21 protein-coding genes are annotated in these 18,918 nt (G+C 74.5%); 18 read left to right on the plus strand and 3 right to left on the minus strand.

What is annotated here, in order from left to right; all coding sequences use genetic code 11:
* Positions 1 to 28: 28 nt before the first annotated feature.
* Both G5C62_RS06620 and G5C62_RS06625 read right to left on the minus strand, forming a co-directional pair.
* Positions 29 to 898 carry a DUF559 domain-containing protein gene (locus G5C62_RS06620; RefSeq protein WP_241175741.1) on the minus strand — a complete coding sequence of 290 codons (870 nt, stop codon included), beginning with the start codon at positions 896 to 898 and terminating at the stop codon, positions 29 to 31.
* 211 nt (positions 899 to 1,109) lie between these two features.
* On the minus strand, positions 1,110 to 1,967 hold the full coding sequence (locus tag G5C62_RS06625) for an aldo/keto reductase (RefSeq protein ID WP_164700391.1): 858 nt from the start codon (positions 1,965 to 1,967) through the stop codon (positions 1,110 to 1,112).
* Between the two features lie 34 nt (positions 1,968 to 2,001).
* On the opposite strand from G5C62_RS06625, the gene G5C62_RS06630 reads away from it, so the two are divergent.
* The 16 genes from G5C62_RS06630 to nusB all read left to right on the plus strand — a co-directional run bounded on the left by G5C62_RS06630 (position 2,002) and on the right by nusB (position 16,429).
* Entirely contained in the window at positions 2,002 to 3,336 is a 1,335-nt protein-coding gene (locus G5C62_RS06630) for a replication-associated recombination protein A (protein ID WP_164700392.1), read from the plus strand.
* A gap of 97 nt (positions 3,337 to 3,433) precedes the next feature.
* On the plus strand, positions 3,434 to 3,859 hold the full coding sequence (locus G5C62_RS06635) for a DUF948 domain-containing protein (RefSeq protein WP_036334197.1): 426 nt from the start codon (positions 3,434 to 3,436) through the stop codon (positions 3,857 to 3,859).
* Positions 3,859 to 4,155, plus strand: coding sequence for a hypothetical protein (locus G5C62_RS06640; RefSeq protein ID WP_036334195.1), 297 nt, complete (start codon positions 3,859 to 3,861; stop codon positions 4,153 to 4,155). Before G5C62_RS06635 ends, G5C62_RS06640 begins: the two co-directional genes overlap by 1 nt.
* A gap of 63 nt (positions 4,156 to 4,218) precedes the next feature.
* Complete coding sequence (alaS, locus tag G5C62_RS06645) at positions 4,219 to 6,888, plus strand: alanine--tRNA ligase (RefSeq protein WP_164700393.1); 2,670 nt, start codon at positions 4,219 to 4,221, stop codon at positions 6,886 to 6,888.
* Positions 6,885 to 7,109, plus strand: coding sequence for a hypothetical protein (locus G5C62_RS06650; RefSeq protein WP_164700394.1), 225 nt, complete (start codon positions 6,885 to 6,887; stop codon positions 7,107 to 7,109). The genes alaS and G5C62_RS06650 overlap by 4 nt, the downstream gene beginning before the upstream one ends.
* Positions 7,099 to 7,581 carry a Holliday junction resolvase RuvX gene (ruvX, locus tag G5C62_RS06655; RefSeq protein ID WP_164700395.1) on the plus strand — a complete coding sequence of 161 codons (483 nt, stop codon included), beginning with the start codon at positions 7,099 to 7,101 and terminating at the stop codon, positions 7,579 to 7,581. Before G5C62_RS06650 ends, ruvX begins: the two co-directional genes overlap by 11 nt.
* A complete protein-coding gene (mltG, locus tag G5C62_RS06660; RefSeq protein WP_164700396.1) occupies positions 7,578 to 9,614 on the plus strand; it encodes an endolytic transglycosylase MltG in 2,037 nt (678 codons plus the stop codon). Before ruvX ends, mltG begins: the two co-directional genes overlap by 4 nt.
* Positions 9,615 to 9,642: 28 nt before the next feature.
* On the plus strand, positions 9,643 to 10,434 hold the full coding sequence (locus tag G5C62_RS06665) for a shikimate dehydrogenase (protein ID WP_164700397.1): 792 nt from the start codon (positions 9,643 to 9,645) through the stop codon (positions 10,432 to 10,434).
* Between the two features lie 19 nt (positions 10,435 to 10,453).
* Entirely contained in the window at positions 10,454 to 11,095 is a 642-nt protein-coding gene (locus tag G5C62_RS06670; RefSeq protein WP_241175742.1) for a prepilin peptidase, read from the plus strand.
* 72 nt (positions 11,096 to 11,167) lie between these two features.
* A complete protein-coding gene (gene aroC, locus G5C62_RS06675; protein WP_036335055.1) occupies positions 11,168 to 12,346 on the plus strand; it encodes a chorismate synthase in 1,179 nt (392 codons plus the stop codon).
* Positions 12,343 to 12,873 (plus strand): shikimate kinase, encoded by a 531-nt coding sequence (locus G5C62_RS06680; RefSeq protein ID WP_164700399.1) that lies wholly within the window; start codon positions 12,343 to 12,345, stop codon positions 12,871 to 12,873. The genes aroC and G5C62_RS06680 overlap by 4 nt, the downstream gene beginning before the upstream one ends.
* The gene (gene aroB, locus G5C62_RS06685; protein WP_164700400.1) at positions 12,870 to 13,934 is read left to right on the plus strand and encodes a 3-dehydroquinate synthase; all 1,065 of its coding nucleotides are present in this window, start codon (positions 12,870 to 12,872) and stop codon (positions 13,932 to 13,934) included. The genes G5C62_RS06680 and aroB overlap by 4 nt, the downstream gene beginning before the upstream one ends.
* A complete protein-coding gene (aroQ, locus tag G5C62_RS06690; RefSeq protein ID WP_036335050.1) occupies positions 13,931 to 14,365 on the plus strand; it encodes a type II 3-dehydroquinate dehydratase in 435 nt (144 codons plus the stop codon). The genes aroB and aroQ overlap by 4 nt, the downstream gene beginning before the upstream one ends.
* Entirely contained in the window at positions 14,362 to 15,459 is a 1,098-nt protein-coding gene (locus G5C62_RS06695) for a Xaa-Pro peptidase family protein (protein ID WP_164700401.1), read from the plus strand. The genes aroQ and G5C62_RS06695 overlap by 4 nt, the downstream gene beginning before the upstream one ends.
* Positions 15,460 to 16,020, plus strand: coding sequence for an elongation factor P (efp, locus tag G5C62_RS06700; protein ID WP_036335045.1), 561 nt, complete (start codon positions 15,460 to 15,462; stop codon positions 16,018 to 16,020). It abuts the gene before it with no gap.
* 4 nt (positions 16,021 to 16,024) lie between these two features.
* Positions 16,025 to 16,429, plus strand: a complete 405-nt coding sequence (nusB, locus tag G5C62_RS06705) for a transcription antitermination factor NusB (RefSeq protein ID WP_036335044.1) — start codon at positions 16,025 to 16,027, stop codon at positions 16,427 to 16,429.
* A 116-nt stretch (positions 16,430 to 16,545) separates the two neighbouring features.
* Here nusB and G5C62_RS06710 read toward each other — a convergent pair whose 3' ends face one another.
* A complete protein-coding gene (locus G5C62_RS06710; RefSeq protein ID WP_052091032.1) occupies positions 16,546 to 17,088 on the minus strand; it encodes a transcriptional regulator in 543 nt (180 codons plus the stop codon).
* A 259-nt stretch (positions 17,089 to 17,347) separates the two neighbouring features.
* Here G5C62_RS06710 and pyrR point away from each other — a divergent pair, with 259 nt between their 5' ends.
* Positions 17,348 to 17,965 carry a bifunctional pyr operon transcriptional regulator/uracil phosphoribosyltransferase PyrR gene (gene pyrR, locus G5C62_RS06715; RefSeq protein WP_063124216.1) on the plus strand — a complete coding sequence of 206 codons (618 nt, stop codon included), beginning with the start codon at positions 17,348 to 17,350 and terminating at the stop codon, positions 17,963 to 17,965.
* Positions 17,962 to 18,882 (plus strand): aspartate carbamoyltransferase catalytic subunit, encoded by a 921-nt coding sequence (locus tag G5C62_RS06720; protein WP_164700402.1) that lies wholly within the window; start codon positions 17,962 to 17,964, stop codon positions 18,880 to 18,882. The genes pyrR and G5C62_RS06720 overlap by 4 nt, the downstream gene beginning before the upstream one ends.
* The last annotated feature ends 36 nt before the right edge of the window (positions 18,883 to 18,918 follow it).

The raw sequence follows: 18,918 nt of genomic DNA on the forward strand, positions 1-18,918 counted from the left end.
GGCGTGTCGGGCAGCCACTCGCCGATGATCAACGTGGCTGGGGGCGCCAGCCGCGGCTGAGCAGGGCGCGGCGGGTCCGGTCGACGACGACCTGCGGCCGGAGCAGGTGCGACCGCGCGAACCGGAGCACCAGCCAGCCGTCCGCGGCCATCAGCGAGTATCGGTCGACGTCTCGCCCGAACTGCTCGGTGTCGGCGTGCTGCCGTCCCTCGTACTCCAACAGCAGCTTCCACCCGCGGTAGCCCAGGTCGCCGTGGGCCACCTCTCGGCCCCATCGATCGGTCACCGGCACCTGGGGTTCTGGATCGGGCAGCTCGCTGGCGAGCAGCCAGTAGCGCATCACGCTCTCCGGCCGGGACTGGGCCAGCGGGCTCAACAGCGGTGCACAGGCTCGTGCCCGCACCACGCCCCGCACCCGGTCGGCGCGGTGGAGACGCGCCCCGAGGCGGGCTGCGTCCAGGTGGCCGGCGCGGAGCAGGGCGTCTCCCACGGCGACCAGCTCCTGCGGTGGGAGCACGGCAGCCACGTCGAGGAACGTCTGCGCGCCCGAGGTGACCCGGAGGCCCCGGTCCAGGACCACGTCCTCGGCCGCCAGACGTCGACCGTGGACCACGAGGCCGGCGTGCTGGGGGAGCACCCGGCGCGGGGTCAACGCGACGTGCGGGTGGGGCGGCGGCGCGAGCTGTGCCCCCAGGAGGGCAGCGGCCGTCTGGTGGCTGAACGCGGCATCCGGCGGCAGCACGGTGGCCAGCAGCGCGAGACGCTCGCGCTCGTCGACGGCGTCGTCGAGGCGGACCACCACCCCGTGCGCCAACCGGACGTAGGACGACCCACGCAGCGCCGCCCGGGTCAGACCGGCGGATCGTGCAGTGGCTGTAGTGAAGAGCTGCGGCACCATGGCGCACACCGTCCGGCGTGCCAGGCCGCCGCGGGAGCGGCCGGAGCCGATCTGTGGACGCGCGGGGGCGCTGTGGACGACGTCGTGCCGACACCCGACGTGGGGTTGGTCATCGGCATCTGGCTGGTCGACACGCCGAGTGCGGCAGCCAGACGCCGATGATCAACCGCGCCTCAACCTGAGGTGGAGCGCCTCAACCTGAGGTGGAGGGTCAGGCGGCGTTCAGGCGGGCCAGGTGTTCAGGGGCCAGGTGCAGGACGGCGGCGGCCGCGGAGTCGGTGATGGACTCCGCCCGGGATGCGCCGGGGATGGGGACGACGACGTCGGCCTGGGCCAGGTGCCAGGCCAGCGTCACCCGGTACACCGAGGTGCCCAGCTCGTCGGCGACGGCGGCGAACTCCGCGGCCGTCGAGCCCAGCGACTTGGCGGCCGACACCCCGCCGAACGGGCTCCACGGCAGGAACGCCAGCCCGTGCTGCGCGCAGTGCGCGAGCTCCCCGGCCGAGGACCGCCAGCCCGGGGAGAACTGGTTCTGCACGCTGACCAGCGCGTCGCCGACGATCGCCCGGGCCGCGTCGATCTGGTCGACGTCGGCGTTGGATATCCCGGCCAGCTGCACCAGCCCGTCGTCCACGAGCTCGCGGAGCGCACCCATCGACTCCTCCCACGGCGTCGTCGGGTCGGGCCGGTGGAACTGGTAGAGCCCGATCGCCTCGACGCCCAGCCGGCGCAGCGAGGCCTCGCAGGCCCGGCGCAGGTAGGCCGGCGAACCGTCCAGCTCCCACTCGGCGCCGCGGCGGGTGTGCCCGCCCTTGGTCGCCACGAGCACGTCGCCCGGGGAGCCGTAGGACGCCAGCGCCCGGGCGACCAGCTCCTCGTTGTGGCCGAACTCTGCCTCGTCGTGGGCGTAGGCGTCGGCGGTGTCGATCAGCGTGACGCCGGCGTCCAGCGCGGCGTGCACCACGGCCGCGGCCTCGTCCGGTGACGGGCGAGGGTCCTTCGTGGACAGGGGCATCGCCCCCAGCCCCACCGCGCTGACGGTCCGGTTCCCGATGCGTCGCTGCTCCATGGGACGGTCGTGCCCCCCAGGTAGCTTCGCAACCGTGACCTCCCTGTTCGACCCCGAGCCCGCCGACGGCCCGCCGCCGGTCGACCCGGGCGCCCCGCTGGCGGTCCGGATGCGGCCGCAGTCGCTGGACGAGGTGGTCGGCCAGCAGCACCTGCTCGGCCCGCGCGCCCCGTTGCGCCGGCTGGTCGAGGCCGACGAACCGATGTCCCTGGTGCTCTACGGCCCACCGGGCACCGGGAAGACGACGCTGGCGCACGTCATCTCGCTGGCCACCCAGCGCTCCTTCGTCCAGCTGTCGGCGCTGGACTCCGGGGTCAAGGAGGTGCGCGCGGTCATCGCGGACGCCAAGCGCGAGCTCACCCACGCCGGCCGGCGCACCGTGCTGTTCATCGACGAGGTGCACCGCTTCTCCAAGACCCAGCAGGACTCCCTGCTGTCCGCGGTCGAGGACCGGATCGTGAGCCTGATCGCCGCGACCACCGAGAACCCGTTCTTCTCCGTGGTCAGCCCGCTGCTGTCGCGCAGCCTGGTGCTGGCGCTGCAGTCACTGGACGACGAGGACGTGCGCACGGTGCTGCGCCGGGCGCTGACCAGCGAGCGTGGGCTGGACGGCGCGGTGACGCTGACCGCCGAGGCCGAGGAGCACCTGCTGCGGGTGGCCGGCGGTGACGCCCGCAAGGCGCTGACCGCGCTGGAGAGCGGGGCCGGAGCGGCCCGGGCGGCCGGCTCCGACGTCCTGGACCTGGCCACCCTGGAGACGGCGGTCGCCCAGGCCGCGGTGCGCTACGACCGCTCCGGCGACCAGCACTACGACATCGCCAGCGCGCTGATCAAGAGCATCCGGGGCAGCGACGTCGACGCGGCGCTGCACTACCTGGCGCGGATGGTGGAGGCGGGGGAGGACCCCCGCTTCATCGCCCGCCGGCTGGTCATCTCGGCCAGCGAGGACATCGGCATGGCCGACCCGACCGCGCTGCTCACCGCGGTCGCCGCCGCCGACGCGGTCGCCTTCATCGGCATGCCGGAGGGGCACTTCCCGCTGGCGCACGCCGTCGTCCACCTGGCCACCGCACCGAAGTCCAACGCGATCACCACGGCGATGGGGGAGTCGGTCGCCGACGTGCGCGCCGGGCTGGCCGGGCCGGTGCCGCCCGGGCTGCGCGACGCGCACTACGCGGGGGCGAAGAAGCTCGGGCACGGCGGGACCTACGTCTACCCGCACGCCCACCCCGACGGCGTCGTCCCGCAGCAGTACCCGCCCGACGCGCTGGTCGGCCGCGACTACTACCGGCCGACCGGGCGCGGGGTGGAGGCGCAGATCGGGGCCCGGCTGGCCAAGTTGCGGGCGATCGTCCGCCGTCGCAGCTGAGCCGCACGAGCGGGCGTCGTCGGTGGCGGCGGCTAGGGTGACCCGACCGGTGGACCTCCACCGGGAACGTGCACGAGACGACGAAGGGGACCCTCGAGTGTCCGCAGGAGAGATCGCCGGGCTCATCGCCGCCGGCGCGTTGGTGCTGCTCGTCATCCTGGTGGCGGTGCCGCTGCTCAAGCTGGGGCGGACGCTGGACGAGACGACGCTGACCATCCGTCAGGTCCGCGAGCAGAGCCAGCCGATCCTGAGCCAGGCGTCGACGACGGTCACCCACGTCAACGCCAACCTCGAGCGGGTCGACGACATCACCGGCAACGCCGCGAACGTCTCCAGCAACGTCGCCGCCCTCACCAGCGTCTTCGCCGCCACCCTCGGCAGCCCGCTGATCAAGGTCGCCGCCTTCAGCTACGGGGTCCGCAGCGCCGCCCGTAAGAAGCGGGAGGGCCAGGCCGTCGCCGACGCCCAGCGCACCGCCCGTGAGGACCGTCGCAACCGGCGCGCAGCCCGGCGGGCCGCCTGATGCGCCGGCTGTTCTGGCTGGCCATGGGGATCACCATCGGTGCCCTCGTCGTCCGCAAGCTGACGAAGACCGCGGAGAAGCTCACCCCGCAGGGGATCGCCGGCCAGCTCGCCGAGGGCCTGCGCGAGCTGGCCGACGCGATCGGCGACTTCGGCGCCGACGTCCGCGCCGCCGCCGCGCTCCGGGAGGACGAGCTGCGTGCCGGCACGGGGCTCGACGCCCCGCTGCCCGACAGCGGTCAGGTCTCCCTGCCCGACGCGCTGCCCCGCCGCGGCGCCCACGCCGCGGACAGCTGAACCACCTCCCCTCCGGGCGCCGCCCCTGCGCCCGTCCCGCGCTGAAGGACCGAGACCACCCGCATGCAGACCGCCGAGATCCGCCGCCGCTTCCTGGAGCACTTCGAGAGGCGGGGGCACACCGTCGTCCCGAGCGCCTCGCTGGTGTCGCCCGACCCCTCGCTGCTGTTCACGGTGGCCGGGATGGTGCCCTTCATCCCGTACCTGACCGGGCGTGAGCCGGCGCCGTACCCGCGCGCGACCAGCGTGCAGAAGTGCGTGCGCACCCTCGACATCGAGGAGGTGGGCAAGACCACCCGGCACGGCACGTTCTTCCAGATGAACGGCAACTTCTCCTTCGGCGACTACTTCAAGGCCGAGGCGATCCAGTTCGCCTGGGAGCTGGTGACGGGCCGGGTCGAGGACGGCGGGCTGGGGCTGGACGCCGAGCGGATCTGGCCGACGGTCTACCTGGACGACGACGAGGCGTTCGACGCCTGGCGGGCCTACGTCCCGGCCGAGCGCATCCAGCGTCGCGGCAAGGACGACAACTACTGGTCCACCGGTGCGGCCGGCCCGGCCGGGCCCTGCTCGGAGATCCACTACGACCGCGGGCCGGAGTACGGCCCCGACGGCGGGCCGGAGGCCGATCCCACCGGCGATCGGTTCCTGGAGATCTGGAACCTGGTCTTCATGCAGTACGAGCGGGGCCCGGGGGAGGGCAAGGAGTTCCCGATCCTCGGCGAGCTGCCGAAGAAGAACATCGACACCGGCATGGGCCTGGAGCGGGTGGCCTTCCTGCTCCAGGGCGTCGACAACATGTACGAGATCGACCAGGTCGCCCCGGTGCTGCACCGGGCCGCGGAGCTCGCCGGCGTGCGCTACGGCGCCGACCACGAGGCCGACGTCCGGCTGCGCGTGGTCGCCGACCACGTGCGCAGCGGCCTGATGCTCATCGGCGACGGGGTGACCCCGGGCAACGAGGGGCGCGGCTACATCCTGCGCCGGCTGCTGCGCCGGGCGGTCCGCTCGATGAAGCTGCTCGGGGTCGAGGAGGCCACGCTGCCGGAGCTGCTGCCGGTCTCCCGCGACGCGATGAGCCCCAGCTACCCCGAGCTGGCCACCGACTTCGCCCGCATCTCCGGGATCGCCTACGCCGAGGAGGAGGCGTTCCGGCGCACCCTGACCGCCGGCACGGCGCTGTTCGACACCGCCGTCGGCCAGGCCAGGAAGTCCGGCACCCCGGCCCTGTCGGGGGAGCAGGCCTTCTCGCTGCACGACACCTACGGCTTCCCGATCGACGTGACCCTGGAGATGGCCGCCGAGCAGGGCGTCCGGGTCGACGAGGAGGGCTTCCGCGCCCTGATGAAGGAGCAGCGGGACCGGGCTCGCGCCGACGCCCGCGCCAAGCGCACCGGCGCCGTCGACGTGCTGGCCTACCGGCGGCTGCTGGGTGAGCACGGGCCCACCGACTGGCGGGCCTACGACACCCTGCGCACCGACTCCCGGGTGCTCGGCGTGGTCGACGAGTCCGACACCGACGGCGAGACGGTCGTCGGCGCGGGCTCGGTCACCCGGGTCGTGCTGGACCGGACGCCCTTCTACGCCGAGTCCGGTGGTCAGGTCGCCGACGCCGGCGAGCTGACCTGGGACGGCGGCCGGGCCGAGGTCATCGACGTCCAGCGCCCGGTCAAGGGCCTGGTCGCCCACCAGGTGCGGGTGCTCGAGGGAGAGCTGCGGGCCGGCACCGAGCTCACCGCCCAGGTCGACCGCGAGTGGCGGCTCTCGGCCTGCCAGGCGCACTCCGGCACGCACGTGGTGCACGCGGCGCTGCGCCAGGTGCTGGGCCCGCAGGCACTGCAGTCCGGGTCGTACAACCGGCCGGGCTACCTGCGACTGGACTTCGCCTGGCAGGGCGCCCTGTCCGCGCAGCAGCGGATCGACGTCGAGGACGTCGCCAACGCCGCCGTCCGGGCCGACCACGGGGTCCGCGCGCTCTACATGACGCTCCCGGAGGCGCGGGAGTTCGGTGCGCTCGCGCTGTTCGGGGAGACCTACGGCGAGCAGGTCCGCGTCGTGGAGATCGGCGGTGAGTGGTCCCGCGAGCTCTGCGGTGGCACCCACGTCCACGGCAGCGCCCAGATCGGCACCCTCGCACTGACCGGGGAGAGCTCGGTCGGCTCCGGGGCCCGCCGGGTGGAGGCCGCCGTGGGCCTGGAGGGCTTCCGGTACCTGGCACGGGAGCGTGACCTGGTCCGCCAGCTCGCCGACCTGCTGAAGACCCCCCAGGACGGGATCGCCGACCGGGTGGGCGGCATGCTCGAGCGGCTGCGGGAGGCCGACAAGGAGCTGGCCGACCTGCGCGCCCGGCAGACCCTGGCCGCCGCCGGGGACCTGGCGGCCGGTGCCCGCGACCTCGGTGGGGTGGCCGTCGTGACCGGCGCACCGGCCGGGCTGTCCGGTGGCGACCTGCGCAGCCTCGCCCTGGACGTGCGCGGCCGGCTCGGTGAGCGGGCGGCGGCCGTGTTGCTCGCCTCCGCCGCGGACGGCAAGGTGGCCCTGGTGGCCACCGTCAACCCGGCGGCGCAGCAGCGGGGCCTGTCGGCGAACGACCTGCTGCGGGCTGCGGCGCCGGCCGTGGGTGGTCGCGGTGGTGGCAAGGCCGACGTGGCGCAGGGTGGCGGTACCGATCCCTCGGGCATCCCTGCGGCCCTCGCGGCCGTCGAGCAGACGATCGGAGCGGCCACGACGTGAGCGAGGCGTCCGACGGGCCCGGCACCGGGCCCGTGGAGGAGCGGACCAGACGGTCCGGTCGCCCGCCGGTGCCGCCCGCCGCGCCGCCGGCCACCGTCGAACAGCCCGCCGCGCCGCCGGAGACCGGCCGGCTCCACCTCGGTGGCTACCCGCCCCGGGTGCCCGGGGCCGCCCGCCGCGAGGCGGCGCCGCCGGACGACGGTGCCCGCGATGACGACTGAGGAGAGCGGGCCGGCCTGGGTGCCCGGCCGCAGGCTCGGCGTCGACGTCGGCACCGTCCGCGTCGGGGTCGCGCTCTCCGACGCCACCGGCATGCTGGCCAGCCCGCTGGAGACGGTCCGGCGGGCCAAGGACCAGCGCGACCTGGACCACCTCGCTGAGCTGGTTGTGACACACGAGGTGGTCGAGGTGGTTGTGGGATTGCCAAAGCATTTGTCCGGAGCGTCGGGCGCCTCGGCAAGAGATGCCAGTGCATACGCTGAAGCCCTGGCCAGTCGCATCGGGAACGTCCCGGTGCACCTCGTCGACGAGAGGCTCTCCACAGTGACCGCAGCGAGCCACCTGCGCGCCGGCGGCATCGATGCCCGCCGCCAGCGCTCGGTGATCGACCAGGCGGCTGCCGTGGTGATCCTGCAGAGCCATCTCGACGAGCGACGACGCACTGGCCCCGACCTCAGGGGGCGCCACTCGTGACGGACCCGACCCAGCCGCACGCGAGCGGCCGCCACTCCGACGCCGATGCCGGCGCCGGACGCCCAGCAGCCGAGTTCCTGGCCGCCTGGGCAGGCGCCGCGACCCTGCAGCTCCCCGACGACCCGGCCGACGCCACCCTGCGACCCCGCCGACGCCGCCGGCACGCCCCGGACACCGGTGCCCGGATCGGCGCGGCAGGCGGTGGCGTCGACGTGGCCGACGTGGAGATCACCGGGCTGGCCGCCTCCGGCATCGCCGACGCCGGTCTCGCGGCCGCCGGCCTCGACGTGAGCGCCTTCGACCTCGGTCGGCGCAGCGCGACCCCGGTGGCCCCCAGGGGCCCGGGAGGGATCGCCCCCGGTGCGCGGGCCCGCGAGGTCACCGTGCCGCAGACCGCCGAGATGCCCGCCGTACCGCCGGCCGTCCCGACCATCGGGGGAGCCGCGCACGGCGCCGGTCCGGCCGCCGCCCGGCGCCTCCCGGCCCCTCGGCCGTCCACCGAGCCCACCACCGCCGACCACGTCCGTGCGGACCGGTTCGCCGACGCCGGGACCGACCCTGGTTGGCTGTCGGCAGCCAACCGTCCCGTCCCCGGGCCGGTTGGACCGTCGTCGGTCCCGACGAGCGGGCCCTCCGGAGCGCTGGCCGGGCTCGTCACCGGGCAGGGCGGCACCGAGGTGCGCACCGCACCTCGGGACACGCCTGTCGACGAGCCGGCGACGGTGGTGCACGCTGCACTGACCGTCGACGGAGCCGACCCGGACGAGGAGCGCTGGCGGATGGTCTCCGAACGGCACGGGAGCGACGAGGGCGACCTCGACCCCGCGCATCACGACCCGCACGACGACGGTGCCTTCGCATCGGCGTCCCCGCAGACCGGCGGCCTCGACGTCATCGGTGGCGGTGACCACGACGAGCACCACGACGAGTACTACGACGGACACGACGACGGGGGTGTCGGCGGCGGCGGTCGTCGCGGTCGGGGTGGACGCGGCGGTCGCCGGGGCCCGGTGGTCGTCGTCCTGTCCCTGGTCGTCCTGGCCGCGCTGGTGGCCGGGATCTTCATCGGTGGCAAGGTCCTGTGGAACCGGGTGAACCCGGTGGCGGAGGACTACCCGGGCGCCGGCACCGGCGAGGTGGACGTCCGGGTCGAGCCGGGCGACTCCCTGCGCGCCATCGGGAACACGCTCGTCGAGGCCGACGTCATCGCCTCGGTGGCGCCGTTCACCGAGGCGGCCGAGGCCAACCCGGCCGCGACCGGCATCCAGCCCGGCGTCTACCGCCTGCGCCAGCAGATGTCCGGGCAGGCCGCGCTGGACCTGCTGCTGGACCCGGCGTCCCGCCAGGTCACCCGGGTCACCCTGCCCGAGGGCCTGCGGGTCACCCAGGTGCTGCAGCGACTGGCCGACGAGAGCGGTCTGCCGCTCGCGGAGCTCGAGGCCGCCGCCGCCGACCCGGCCCAGCTGGGGCTGCCCGCCTACGCCAACGGCCTGCTGGAGGGCTTCCTCTTCCCGGCCACCTACGACATCGAGCCCGGCGAGACCGCGGTCGAGGTGCTCAGCGAGATGGTGGCGCGCACCGACCAGGTGCTCACCGAGCTGCAGATCCCGGTGGAGCAACGGCTCACGGCACTGACCAAGGCGAGTCTGGTCCAGGCCGAGGCCGGCTCGATCGAGGACATGGGCAAGGTCGCCCGGGTGCTGGAGAACCGGCTGGCCGACGGCATGCCGCTGCAGCTGGACACCACGGTGAACTACGCCAACGACAAGGCCGGGATCACCACCAGCGCCGAGGACCGCGCCAACCCCTCCCTCTACAACACCTACGTCCACCCGGGCCTGCCGCCCGGCGCCATCAACAACCCGGGGGAGGAGGCGCTGCGCGCGGTGCTGGACCCGACCCCGGGCGACTGGCGCTTCTTCGTGGTCGTCGACCCCGACACCGGGGAGACCCGGTTCGCCGCGACCGGTGCCGAGCACCAGCAGAACGTGCTGCTGTTCCAGCAGTGGCTGCGGGACAACCCGGGCAATTGACGCACCGTCGCACCCCGGTCCGGCCGGCATGAGGGCAGCTGTCCTCGGCCGGCCGGTCGGGCACTCGCTGTCGCCCCTGCTCCACCGGGCGGCCTACGCCGCGCTCGGCCTGGACGACTGGAGCTACGACGCCCTGGACGTCGGGGCCGAGGACCTGCCGGTGCTGCTGGCCGGGCTCGGCCCGGAGTGGCGGGGCTTCTCGGTGACCATGCCGTGCAAGCAGGCGGCGGTGGCGGTGGCCGACGAGGTCGACCAGCTGCCGCGCCTGCTGGGCGCGGCGAACACCCTGCTGCGCACCGACGCCGGCTGGCGCGCCGAGAACACCGACGTCACCGGTGTGGGCATGGCCCTCCAGCTGGGCGGTGTCGAGCGGGTCGAGCACGCCGCCGTCCTCGGTGCCGGGGGGACGGCGGCCGCAGCGGCGACCGCGCTCGCCTCCCTCGGCGCCCAGCAGGTGGACGTCGTCGTCCGGGAGCCCGCGCGGGCCGGTGACCTGCTGCGGGTGCTGGGCGCCCTCGGGGTGAGCGCCGACGTCCAGCGGCTGGACCGCGCCAGCTCGCTCACCGCGCCGGTGGTGGTCAGCACGGTCCCCGCCTCCGGTCAGGCGGCCGTCGCCGACCTCACCTGGTGGCGCGGACAGACGGTGCTGGACGTGCTCTACGCCGGCTGGCCGACGCCGCTGGCCCAGCGCGTGCAGGCAGCGGGCGGCCGGACCATCAGCGGCCTGGAGGTGCTGTTCTGGCAGGCCACCGCCCAGGTCGAGCTGATGACCGGCCGGCCGGCCCCGATCGAGGCCATGCGCGCCGCGCTGGACGCCTGACCGCACCCCGGTGACCGGGGTGCTCACCGTTGCCGCCGCCGTCCTCGGCCTGCTGCTCGGCCCGTGGCTGGCCACCACCACGGTGCGGCTGGCCGAGCGTGACCGTGCGGCGCGTCCGTCGTCCCGGCGGGTGCTGGGCACGGCGGTCCTCGCGGCGGCTGCGCTCGCCGCCGCGCCCGCCCTCGCCGGACCGCGGCCGGCCGCCGTCGCCCTCGCCTGGTTCGGCGCGGCCGCCGTGGTGCTGGCCGGGGTGGACCTCGCCCGGCACCGGCTGCCCGACCGGGTCGTCCTCCCCGCGGCCGCGGTCGGCGTCCTCGCCCTGGCCGTGGACGCCGCCGTGCTGGGCACCTGGCCCGCGCTGGGCCGGGCCGCGGCAGCCGGCGCTGTCGCCTGGGGGCTGGGCACCGTCGCCCGGCTGGTGCAGCCCGGCGGGTTCGGCGGCGGCGACGTGAAGCTGCTCGGCCTGCTCGGTCTGCTGCTGGGTTGGGTGGGCTGGAGCGTGCTCCTGGCCGGGGTGCTGGCCGGCTTCGTGCTCGGTGCGTTGGGCGCGCTGCTGCTCATCGCCCTGGGGCGGGCCGGCTGGCGCACCGCCGTGGCGTTCGGCCCGCCCCTGCTGGCCGGCGCCTACGTCGCCCTGGCGCTGGCCGCGCCGCTGCCGTGAGGCCGCCGCCCCGGGGCCCGTCCACAGCCCGCGGCGGACGGTGGGAGAGGGGCTCCTTCTAGAATCTCCGGCATGTTGCGCTGGTTGACCGCAGGTGAGTCGCACGGTCAACAGCTCACCGCCATCCTGGAGGGGCTGCCCGCCGGGGTGCGGGTGCAGACCACCGACCTCGACGTCCAGCTTTCCCGCCGCCGGCTCGGCCACGGCCGCAGCGCACGGATGAGCTTCGAGGAGGACGTCGTCACCCTCACCGGCGGCGTCCGGCACGGGGTGACCCAGGGCGGGCCGATCGCCGTCCAGGTCGGCAACACCGAGTGGCCGAAGTGGCAGAGCGTCATGGCCGCCGACCCGGTCGACCCGGAGGTGCTGGAGGGGCAGGCGCGCAACGCCCCGCTCACCCGTCCCCGGCCCGGCCACGCCGACCTCGCCGGCATGCAGAAGTACGGCTTCGACGACGTCCGCCCGGTGCTGGAGCGGGCGAGCGCGCGCGAGACCGCGGCCCGCGTCGCGCTGGGCACCGTGGCGCAGGCCTTCCTGCACCAGGTGCTCGGGGTGCGGGTGGTCAGCCACGTGGTGGGGATCGGGCCGGTCACCGTCCCCGACGGGGTGCTGCCCGGCCCGGAGGACAACCCGCGGCTGGACGAGGACCCGGTGCGCTGCGCCGACCCGGCCACCAGCGCGCGGATGACCGCGGAGATCGACGACGCCCGCCGGTCCGGCGACACCCTGGGCGGGGTGATCGAGGTCGTCGTCCACGGCCTGCCGCCGGGCCTGGGCAGCCACGTCCACTGGGACCGCCGGCTGGACTCCCGGCTGGCCGGGGCGCTGATGGGCGTGCAGTCGGTCAAGGCGGTCGAGGTCGGTGACGGGCTGGAGACCGCCCGCCGGCGCGGCTCGGTCGCCCACGACGAGATCGACGTGGACGGCGACCGGTTGTCCCGGCGCACCGACCGGGCCGGTGGCATCGAGGGTGGCATGACCAACGGCGAGGTGCTGCGGGTGCGCGCCGCGATGAAGCCGATCAGCACCGTGCCGCGCGCGCTGGCCACGATCGACACCGCCACCGGCGAGGCCGCCGTCGCGATCAACCAGCGCAGCGACGCCTGTGCCGTGCCGCGCGGCAGCGTGGTGATGGAGGCGATGGTCGCCCTCGTGCTCGCCGACGCGGTGCTGGAGAAGTTCGGCGGTGACTCCGTGCCCGAGACCCGCCGCAACGTGCAGGGCTACCTCGACGCCCTGACCTACCGGTGACCGGCCCCGCGCTGGTCGTGGTCGGCCCGCCGGCGTCGGGCAAGACGACGGTGGGCGCGGCGGTCGCCCAGGCGCTGGGCCTGCCGTTCCGGGACACCGACGCCGACGTCGAGGCCCAGACCGGGACGACGGTGGCCGACCTCTTCGTGCAGCAGGGCGAGCCGCACTTCCGGGCGCTGGAGGAGCAGGCCGTGGCCCGGGCGCTGGCCGAGCACGACGGGGTGCTGGCCCTCGGCGGCGGCGCGGTCACCAGCGCGGCGACCCGCCAGCGGCTGGTCGCCCACGGGCGAGCCGGCCGGGCGGTCGTCTGGCTGGACGTCGACGTCGCGTCGGCGGCCCGGCGGGTGGGCCTGTCCCGGGACCGCCCGCTGCTGGCGGTCAACCCACGCGCCATGCTGCGGACCATGCTCGAGACCCGCGCCCCGCTCTACGCCGAGGTCGCCACCGCGACCGTCCACACCTCCGCCCGTCCGGTCGAGGACGTGGTGGCCGACGTGCTCGCCGCCGTCGGGGCGGGCACCCCGTGACCGCCCAGCGGATCACCGTCGGCGGTGACCGGCCCTACGACGTCCTCATCGGCCCGGGCGTGCAGGCGCAACTCGGCCTGGTGCTCGACGGCACCGCCCGCGCCGCCGTGGTGCACAGCCGGGCGCTGGCCGCCGCGGCCGGTGCCGCGGTCGAGACGCTGCAGCAGGCGGGGATCGCCGCCGAGGCGGTCGTCGTCCCCGACGGCGAGGCTGCGAAGACCGCCGAGGTCGCCGCCGGCGCCTGGGAGGAGTTCGGCCGGCTGGGGCTCACCCGGTCCGACGCCGTGGTGGGCATCGGTGGGGGAGCGGTCACCGACCTGGCCGGCTTCCTGGCCGCCACCTGGACCCGCGGGATCCGGGTGGTGCAGGTGCCGACCAGCCTGCTGGCCATGGTGGACGCCGCGGTCGGCGGCAAGACCGGCATCAACACCGCCGCCGGCAAGAACCTGGTCGGCGCCTTCCACCCGCCGGCCGCGGTGCTGGCCGACAGCGATGCGCTGGCCGACCTGCCCGAGGCGGAGTTCCGGTCCGGGCTCGCCGAGGTGGTCAAGTGCGGGTTCATCGCCGACGGGCGCATCCTCGAGCTGCTGGCGGCCGATCCCACCGGCCGGGCCGACACCGCCGAGCTGATCGCCCGCGCCGTGCAGGTCAAGGCCGACGCCGTGGCCGACGACCTCTACGACACCGGACGCCGGGAGTTCCTCAACTACGGGCACACCCTGGGGCACGCGATCGAGCGGGTCGAGGACTTCGGCTGGCGGCACGGCGAGGCCGTGGCGGTCGGGCTGGTGTTCGCCGCCGAGCTGGCCTGCCAGGCCGGGCGGCTGTCCCGCGCCGACGCCGACCGGCACCGTGAGCTGGTCGCCGCCCTGGGGCTGCCGACCACCTACCGGGGCGACTGGGCGCAGCTGCAGTCGGTGATGCGGGTGGACAAGAAGGCCCGCGGTGCCTCGCTGCGCTTCGTCGTCCTCGACGGGCTGGGCGCGCCGGCGATCCTGACCGACCCCGACCAGGCCTGGCTGGACGCCGCCTGGGCAGCCGTGAACGGAGACCGTGCATGACGATCCAGGTGCTCAACGGCGCCAACCTCGGCCGGCTCGGCACCCGCGAGCCCGAGGTCTACGGCACGACCACGCACGCCGAGCTGGTGCAGCTCATCGAGGCCGCCGCCGCCGAGCTGGGGCTCGACGTCGTCGTCCGGCAGACCGACTCCGAGGGCGAGCTGCTCGGCTGGGTGCACGACGCCACCGACGCCGGGGACCCGGTGGTGATCAACCCCGGTGGGTGGTCGCACACCTCCGTCGTCCTGCGTGACGCGCTGGCCGCTGTGCCCGCCCCGGTGGTGGAGGTGCACATCAGCAACGTGCACACCCGCGAGCCGTTCCGGCACCACTCCTACGTCTCCGCCGTCGCCGACGGGGTGATCGTCGGGCTCGGCGTGCAGGGCTACGAGCTGGCGCTGCGCCACCTGGCCGCGCGGGGCGCACGATGACCCGGCCCGAGGCCGGCCGCCGGGACCGGCTGCGCGCCACCGCGGCATCGGCCGGGCTGGACGCCGTCCTGGTCACCGACCTGCTCAACGTCCGGTACCTGACCGGCTTCACCGGCTCCAACGGCGCGCTGCTGCTGCGCGTGGACGGGGCCGACGTCTTCGGCACCGACGGCCGGTACACCACCCAGGCCGGCACCCAGGTGCCCGACGTGGAGCTGCTGGTCGACCGCGCCACGATGCCCGCCCTGGCCCGTGCCGCACGCACCGGCGGGGCGACCCGGCTGGGCTTCGAGTCCCACGTGGTCACCGTCGACGAGCTGCGCGGCCTCGAGCGGCTGCTGGGCGAGGACGGCGCGGCCGTGGAGCTGGTGAGCGTCCGGCGGGCGGTCGAGGCGCTGCGGGCGATCAAGGACGAGGGCGAGGTGGAGGCGCTCCGCCGGGCCTGCGCGGTCGCCGACGCCGCACTCGCCGAGCTGGCCGCCGAGGGCGCGCTGCGGCCGGGGCGCACCGAGCTGCAGGTGGGCCGGGAGCTGGACGCGCGGATGCTCGCCCTGGGCGCCGAGGCGCCGAGCTTCGAGACGATCGTGGCGACCGGGGCGAACTCCGCCATCCCGCACCACCGGCCCGACTCCACCGAGCTGGCCGAGGGCGACTTCCTCAAGCTCGACTTCGGGGCCACCGTCGACGGCTACCACTCCGACATGACCCGCACCCTGGTGCTCGGGCACGCCGCGGACTGGCAGCGCGAGGTGTACGAGCTGGTGGCGGCGTCGCAGGCGGCCGGTCGCGCGGCGCTCGCGGTGGGCACCGAGGTGACCGCGGTGGACGCCGCGGCCCGCGACGTGATCGTCGCCGCCGGGCACGGTGAGCACTTCACCCACGGCCTCGGACACGGTGTCGGCCTGGAGATCCACGAGGCTCCGGGCATCTCGGCGCTGGGCGCAGGTACCCTGGCCGCTGGCATGGCCGTCACCGTGGAACCAGGCGTGTACCTGCCCGGCCACGGCGGTGTCCGGATCGAGGACACCTTGATCGTCACGGACGACGAGCCCGAGTTGTTGACCCTCACGAGCAAGGAACTGCTGGTCCTCTAGATGGCTACCACCAACGACCTCAAGAACGGCACCGTCCTCAACCTCGACGGCCAGCTGTGGACCGTCACCGACTTCCAGCACGTGAAGCCGGGCAAGGGCGGCGCCTTCGTGCGCACGACCCTGAAGAACGTGCTCTCCGGCAAGGTCGTCGACCGGACGTTCAACGCCGGCACGAAGGTCGAGACGGCGAACGTCGACAAGCGGTCGATGACCTACCTCTACCAGGACGGCGCCGACTACGTCTTCATGGACGGCGACACCTTCGACCAGATCCCGGTCTCGGCCGCGACGCTGGGCAGCGGGGCCGACTACCTGCTCGAGAACACCGAGGTCATCGTGGCGGTGCACGACGGCACCCCGCTGTACGTCGAGCTGCCGGTGACCCTGGAGCTGGTCGTGCAGCACACCGACCCGGGCCTGCAGGGCGACCGCTCCACCGGCGGCACCAAGCCGGCGACCCTGGAGACGGGCGCGGAGATCCAGGTGCCGCTGTTCATCACCACCGGCGAGAAGCTGAAGGTCGACACCCGCGACGGCCGCTACCTCGGCCGGGTCAGCTGACCTCGTGGCAGCCCGTTCCAAGGCGCGCAAGCGCGCGGTCGACGTCCTCTACGAGGCCGACCTGCGCTCCAGCGACCCGCTCGCGGTCCTGCGCGACCGCGTCGCCGACGGCAACCCGCCGGTGCCCGAGCACGCCGTCCGGCTGGTCGAGGGCGTCGTCGGGCAGCAGGCCCGGATCGACGAGCTGATCGAGGAGCACGCCTCCGGCTGGTCGCTGGACCGGCTCCCCGACGTCGACCGGGCCATCCTGCGGATGGCGGTCTACGAGCTGCTGTGGGTCGACGACGTCCCCGACGCGGTGGTGATCGACGAGGCGGTGGAGCTGGCCAAGGCGCTGTCCACCGACGACTCGCCGGCCTACGTGAACGGAGTCCTCGGCGGCATCGTCCGCGCCGAGATCCCCACCTGATGAAGGACCCCGTTGCCCCCCACCACTCGCAGGCTCGCGGCGGGGCCCTGCAACGGGGCCACTGACGCCGATGGCCCACTCCGCAGCGCGGAGTGGGCCATCGGCGTTCGGTCCTGCTAGCGCGGCGCGCGGCGGCGGTCGCCCCAGTTCGCCTCGTCGTCGTCCTCGGTGGCGTAGCCGACGCCGTCGGCGCCCGGGGAGAGCACACCCCACTCGATGAGCCGCGTGGTCAGCTCGTCGGGGCTCATGTCGTAGATGATCGCCAGCGACTTCAGGTCCTCGGCGCGGATCGAGAGCACCTTGCCGTTGTAGTCGTGCCGCTGCGCCTGGATGGTCGAGGCGTACCGGGCCAGCGGGCCGGCCTCGTCGGCCGGCAGCGAGCCCAGCGACTCCAGGTTGAGCACGATCTTGGTGCTCTTGGTGACCGCGGAGCTCGGCCGCGGGTCGGGCAGCAGCTCGGAGACGGGGACGCCGTAGAAGACGGCCAGCTCGGACAGCCGCTGCACGGTGACCGCCCGGTCGCCGCGCTCGTAGGAGCCCACGACGACGGCCTTCCAGCGGCCGTGGGACTTGTCCTCCACGCCCTGCAACGACAGCCCTTGCTGGTTGCGGATGGCCCGCAGGCGGGCGCCCAGCGCCCTGGAGTAGTCGGTGCTCATGACCTCTGCTCACTGACTGTCGTCGGTAGGGAACGGTTCTGGTCACGCAGAGTACTGGCACAGCTCGCGCGGCGACAGTCCGGGAGCCCCCAACGGGTCAGATCCCGTTCACGTGGTCGTCTCCCGGGCGCGATGCGGGTCACCTGCACCGGTGCAGTACCGTCGTCGCCGGTCCCACTCGCCGTCGGCCACTCCGGCCGGCGGCGCAGATCTCCTTTAACGACCCGTCCCGTGAGGCGGGGAAGGAGGCTTGATGACCATGTCATCAGAGCTGCCCGCACCACCGCCCACCGAGCCCGCCGCCGGTGGCCCCCCGCCGTTGCTGAGCGCGGACGACGTCGCCCGGGTGGTCGACCGGATCGCCCACCAACTGATCGAGCGGGCCGCGAGCGCCTCGCCCGCCGGTGCCTCCGACGGTGGCCTCGCCGACCTGGTTCTCGTCGGCATCCCCACCCGCGGCGCCCCCCTGGCCCGCCGGCTGGCCGCCCGGATCGAGGCGTTCAGCGGCACGACGGTCGACGTCGGCACCGTCGACATCACCCTCTACCGCGACGACCTGCGGCTGCGCGGCGTCCGTGCGCTGGAGGACACCCGGCTGCCGGAGGCCGGGGTCGACGGCCGGCTGGTGGTGCTCGTCGACGACGTCCTGTTCTCCGGCCGGTCGGTCCGCGCCGCCCTGGACGCGCTGCGTGACCTGGGCCGCCCGCGCGCGGTGCAGCTGGCGGTGCTGGTCGACCGCGGCCACCGGGAGCTGCCGATCCGGGCCGACTACGTGGGCAAGAACGTGCCGACCTCCCGCACGCAGTCGGTGAAGGTGCACCTGGCCGAGGTCGACGGGCTCGACGAGGTCCTGCTGACCGAGGGGGCGGACGCGTGAAGCGGCACCTGCTGGAGGCCGCGGACCTGGACCGGGTCGACGCGACCCTCGTCCTGGACACCGCCGGCCAGATCGAGTCGGCGCTCGCCGGCCGGGAGGTCAAGAAGCTCCCCACCCTGCGTGGGCGCACCGTGGTCAACCTCTTCTACGAGGACTCCACCCGCACCCGGATCTCCTTCGAGCTGGCGGCCAAGCGGCTCTCTGCCGACGTCATCAACTTCTCCGCCAAGGGCAGCAGCGTCTCCAAGGGCGAGAGCCTCAAGGACACCGCGCTGACCCTGGAGGCGATGGGCAGCGACGCGATCGTCATCCGGCACCAGGCCTCCGGCGCCCCGCACCGGCTGGCGCAGTGGGTGAAGGGGAGCGTCGTGAACGCCGGCGACGGCACCCACGAGCACCCGACCCAGGCACTGCTGGACGCCTACACGATCCGGCAGCGGCTGGGCCGGCTCGACGGGGTGCGCGTGGTGCTCGTCGGCGACGTGCTGCACAGCCGGGTGGCCCGCTCCAACGTGTGGCTGCTGTCGACCCTGGGTGCCGAGGTCACGCTGGTCGCGCCGCCGACGCTGCTCCCCGTGGGGGTGGGCAGCTGGCCGGTGCAGGTCAGCTACGACCTGGACGCCGTCCTGTCCAAGGCCGACGTGGTGATGATGCTGCGGGTGCAGGCCGAGCGGATGAACGCCTCGTTCTTCCCCAGCGCCCGCGAGTACAGCCGCCGCTACGGCCTGGACGCCCGCCGGATGGCGGTGCTGCCGGACGACGCGATCGTCATGCACCCCGGCCCGATGAACCGCGGCATGGAGATCGCCGCCGAGGTGGCCGACTCGGCCCGCTCCACGATCGTCGACCAGGTCGGCAACGGCGTGAGCGTCCGCATGGCCGTCCTGTACCTGCTGCTGGGAGGGCCTTCCGAGTGAGTGAGCATCGCAGCGAGGAACGAGCGAGGAGCGGAG

Source organism: Modestobacter sp. KNN46-3 (genome assembly GCF_011039295.1).